At 64.5% G+C, this 4,800-nt stretch carries 2 protein-coding genes and 1 pseudogene; all 3 read left to right on the top strand.

Annotated features, from left to right (window positions below):
• Positions 1-228 precede the first annotated feature (228 nt).
• A pseudogene (locus WDW90_RS34955) lies at positions 229-587 on the top strand (IS6 family transposase); the annotation flags it as partial.
• Positions 588-859: 272 nt separating this feature from the next.
• Entirely contained in the window at positions 860-1,162 is a 303-nt protein-coding gene (locus WDW90_RS34950; protein WP_336492326.1) for a hypothetical protein, read from the top strand.
• Between the two features lie 445 nt (positions 1,163-1,607).
• Positions 1,608-2,831 (top strand): cytochrome P450, encoded by a 1,224-nt coding sequence (locus tag WDW90_RS34945; RefSeq protein ID WP_336492325.1) that lies wholly within the window; start codon positions 1,608-1,610, stop codon positions 2,829-2,831.
• The last annotated feature ends 1,969 nt before the right edge of the window (positions 2,832-4,800 follow it).

Below are 4,800 nucleotides of genomic sequence, written 5' to 3'. Positions count from 1 at the left end.
TTCCTCCCGGTCTTGGTCCGCTCCCTCGGGATCGGCAGGCGAGACGAGCCAGAGCCACAGGTCCCGCTCACCGACCTCCACAAGACTGACGAAGCCGCGATCCCATCGCGCCGTCCAGATTCGGCCGGCACGGTAGACCGACCCAAGGACCCGCCCGGATGATCCTTCCGAGCAACTTCGCCGCGCAAGCGTTGCTCGGGCGTGCCCGCCGGCCGCTCCTTGACCTTCATGGACAGAGCAAAGTCCGTCGAGCAGCGTCGGCCTTTGCACTCGATTCCGCCCGAGATCATCCGCCACGCCGTCTGGCTGTACCTTCGCTCTCCCTCAGCTACCGGAATGTCGAGGAGTTCCTGGCTGAACGCGGCATCAGCGTTGCCTACGAGAGTGTCCGGCGGTGGGTGGCTAAGTTCGGTCCTATGTTCGCCCGGAACCTGCGCCGGCTGCGGCCCCGACCTACCGGCACTTGGCACTTGGATGTGATGGTGGTCACCAGCCAGGGGCGGCGCATGTACCTGTGGCGAGCCTTGGATGCGGAAGGCGAGGTGCTGGATCTGCTGGTCCAATCCAAATGGGGCACCAAGGCAGCCACTGGCGCGGCCTAGGCGCAAGCTCAGGCCGACCGGCTCGCACCTGTGATCGCGGACCGGCGGGCGTCGGGCATCACGAGCGCGACGTGTTATCGCCCGGGCGCTGACACACCGTGGCATCGCCACGGCGCGAGGTGGTGACCAATGGGAGGCAGTTCAGGCACAGCGAGTGCTGGCGCATCTTCCGGGGTGCGGTTGATAGCGCAAGTACCGCGGTAAGGGCAGCAGGCGTAAACCTTGCATGAGTTCCGTCGCTATGGAGACCCAGGCGCATGGGTGACATCATCAGCGTCGGCCAGCCTTCAGCGAACGTCCAACACCGGCGCTGTAACACGATCGAGGAGCTCGGAAGTGTCAGCACGCTCGCTGTCTGCATTATTGCGTCGAGCGACAATATTGGTCAGCTTCACCTTGTCGTAATAGGCGGCGCAGCCCGCTTCGAAGTGTTGGCCTCTGCCGACCATGCACCGGACCATGTCGCGGCATTGCGTGCCTTAGGCAAGAGAGTTATCCGCACTCTTGAGATCGCGGAACTCGAATTCTCTGTAGAGTTCTATCACCCACAGATGGAGTAGGAGCGCTTTGGAAGCCGTGTCGCGGCAGTGGCAAGGCGACGGGCACTGGGCTTGTTACGTTTGGGGTTATTGCTTGCCAAGACTGCCGGCCCTGGTCGCGGTGGGGCACGCAACTTCAACGGCTTAGCGGGCCTAAGCGGTCCCGCTCCAGCCCTCGGAATGCGCTCTACTTGGCCAACGTAACAAGCCCCTGTCGTGGGCTCATTCCAGGCAGCAGCGTTCGGGATCGCCGAGTGCGAGGAGTACGACCTGCCTCGTACGCCGAGGCCGATGGGCTTCCTTAGCCGGGGCAGAGCGTACCCGGCTTAGGGGGACAGATTGCATCGTAGCTCTGGGGAACACCTCTGCGGCATTCTCCCTGGGCAAGGCTGTGTAAATTGGCACCGTCAGGCAGCGCGGACCCGGCAGAAGTTGCTTTTGCCTGGTCCTCAACGGAGCTTGCTCCATGACCATCTTGGCTTCACCCAACCACACCCACGCTCAGCCTGAACCGGTGATCGTGCCCCGTGCCGAGTTGGAGCGGGATCCGCACGGAACGTTCCGCCGCTACCGTCCGCTCGTTCCCTTCATCAGGTCGGACGATGGTGTGTTCATTCTGCTGCGGGCCGCGGACCTGCAGAGCCTCGTGTCCGATCCGCGGACGCGTCAGGTGGAAACGGAGTTCGCTGCGCTTCGCGGTGTGACCTCGGGACCGTTGTTCGCCTTCCTGCAGGGCAGCATGCTGCTGTCCAACGACGAGGCCCACCGGCGGCGGCGTGCGCCGATGTCCCGCACCTTCGCGTTCCGGATAGTCTCGGAACTGCGCCCTCGCATCAGCAGCGTCGCTGAGGACATTCTTGATGAGCGTCGCGGCGACGGTACGATGAACCTGCTCGCGGATTTTGCGGCTGCCATTCCGGCCCGGACCATCAGTTCGATACTGGGGCTACCAGAGGCCGACATCCCGCGCTTCACAGACTGGGTTTACCGCATGGCCCGCTCGCTCAGCTCGACATGGGTGCCCGAGGAGACCCCAGCGATCGAGGAAGCCACACGACAACTCACAGCTTACGTCAGCGATCTTCTCGATGAGCGCCGCCGGGTGCCGAGGGACGACTTCCTCTCGCAGTTTACGGCAACGGTCGACAGGCAGGGCCAGCTCTCGCCCAGCGAGGCGCTGATGCAGGTCGTCACGATCGCTCTAGCCGGCAGCGATACCACGCGGGCCGCTTTGGCCATTCAGGTTGCGCTACTCCTCGCTCACCGCGAGCAGTGGGAGGCCGTGTGCCGAGACGAGAGCCTTATCCCTGGTGCGGTGGCGGAGGCGCTGCGCTACGAGCCGTCTGTTGGTTCGTTCCCGCGCTTTACCCTGGTGGAGATCGATCTCGGCGGACATGTGTTGCCTGCCCAGGCGCTCGTCTCGTTCTCGACGATGTCGGCCATGCGTGACCCCGCTCTCTACGAAGACGCCGATCAGTTCAACATCCGTCGCACCGACCATCCACGCTGGCATCTGGTCTTCGGTGGCGGTGTGCACCGCTGCCTCGGCGAGGCGCTCGCGAGAATGGAGTTGGAGGAGGGGCTTCGCGCACTGACACGGCGGCTGCCGCATCTACGAACGGAGGGTTGGCCACAAATCGAAGCCTCTGGAGGGATCCGACGGATTGCCGAGATGCCAGTGTTCTGGTGACGGGGCGACATCTTGGACCGCTTATACCGCTGTGGCAGGGCACCTCCGGCCGGGTGGCATTGAAGTCACGCCCGCTCACCCCATATGTTCCCTGTTTGTTCGTATTTGGAATGGTATGCTGATGGCGATGGGAGAGCTCGAACTCGCCTTCCTTGAGGCAGATGGCGCAGACACTCGGGATGCGCTTGGTCGTGCGCTCGAACTCGACATGCACGAATTCGCGCGTTCGTACCGCCGCGATCGTGTTGGGGCGAGATCCCGAACTATTCACAACGCGCAGCCTGGGACGGCACAGGATAGCCGGCGAGACGGCGCGAGGCGATGATGGCAGGTCTGAGCACCGGCTCTGATGGAGCTTCCATCTCGACTGCCAGTAGATCAACTACGAGCAGAAGGAAGGTCGACGGCGCGGGCCATGTGAGAGCGGGTTGAAGCCAGCGTCGTCGAGCCGGTGGACCGAACGGAGAAACAGTCGACCGGCACAGGTTCAACCCGGCATCTCGGGGAGTGTTCAGGACAGGGGTCACCAACCGCGACAGCGCGAGGAGGACGGGGCGATGCTTGCGCGGCCGGTGCCTGCCACCCTCCCAACAGGGCGCACGATGATGCTGCGCCCCAGAATAGCCCTCAGCAATCGTTGAGAGTGGACGCAGGGCAGGGGCCACCGACCGCAGCAGGCTCCATGGCTGGCAACCACGTCTGCGGCCGGCGCCTGCCACCCTGCGTGTGCCTCAGGGCGCATAAGGATGCTGCGCCGCAAGGTAGAGACCGGCAATCGTAGAGATCGAACGCGTTGAGGGGTCACCGACCGCACCACCGCTCGGAGACGATTGAACGGGGCCGGCCGGTGACTGCCACCCTCGTCCCAGGGCGCGGACACTCGGTGCACGTCGTGTGCCGGCATCCAAGGACCGGCGGGATGCCCGGTTTGCCCTCCTCACACCCCGCCGGCCGACACCTGCTCACGAAAGCCAGACGCCGGGCTCAGCATAGGCGATCAGGCCGATTAAGGTGAGGGTAGGGGTCGCCAGAAGCATCTACAGGGCGCGCCATCGAGCACGCCTGAGCCAGCTAAAATCGCACGCAATGTTGCATGTGGTGGAGGGCGCGCGGATCATCGCGGAGGCACTAGAGCCTGGGAGGTGCGTATGAAGATTGGCCCCCTCCTCGCGGTCTTTGTCGTGCTCGCCGCTGCCTTGGTTGGCGTGAGCGGAGCATCGCGTGTTCCACACCCAACGGCATCGAGCGCTCCGCCCGAGGCTCCTCATCAGCAGTGAGGACGAAGCTTGGCGCTCATATCGGCCGGGCTCGGCTTTCTGGAGACGGCTTGGTCGGGAGAAAACCTCGGCCCCACTTGGCTCGGCTGACTGCAGTCGTGGCGAGAAACCACGGGATTGATCCGGAGACAGGAGCGGTGGGGACAAGGCGGACGATCAACTGATTGCCCTCCTCGCCAAGCAGCGGCTGGCCGACTCGCCGAACATAGGTTACCGGGTCTGCGGCCCCGCCTTCAGGATCACCTTTCGTCGGACGGCCTTCTTCAGCCGTTCGCTTGCGTCAGAATCTCTCAGTCTCTTGCCCACGAAGGGACACGCGCAGGAATTTGACCCGGGCTCAAGGTGCCCGCCGCCACCGATACCAGCGGCCGTCATAGTGTGCCTCCGCCAGCCCGAGCTGCACGAGCGCATCGCAGGCTCGCGCGGCCAGCTCCTTCCGGTCCCGGGTCGGCAGGCCTGCTCGCACACTGCGAGCACACCCGGCGGCAGGAACTCGTCCGTGAGGGCGGCGAGCACCTTCCGAGTGCGCGGGGTGAGGGGGCGGTCAGAAATCGGCCGAAGCTTAGCGCATGGCTCCGGGCCAGGAAGGGGCCACTGATCCTCCCCCGTTTTTGTGGACACGGAGGTTACGTTGCCCAGCGCTGCTCGGCCTGCTCAGGCGTACGGTACCCGAGGGCTGAGTGGAGGCGCTG

The organism is Methylobacterium nigriterrae (assembly GCF_037106235.1).
Lineage (GTDB): Bacteria > Pseudomonadota > Alphaproteobacteria > Rhizobiales > Beijerinckiaceae > Methylobacterium > Methylobacterium nigriterrae.
Note: the sequence above shows the minus strand (reverse complement) of the source record. Positions and strands in the feature narration are given on the sequence as shown.

Bases quoted from the DNA above. Each gene is read 5' to 3' on its own strand.
- WDW90_RS34945 (WP_336492325.1), top strand. From the start codon at position 1,608: ATGACCATCTTGGCTTCACCCAACCACACCCACGCTCAGCCTGAACCG.
- WDW90_RS34950 (WP_336492326.1), top strand. From the start codon at position 860: ATGGGTGACATCATCAGCGTCGGCCAGCCTTCAGCGAACGTCCAACAC.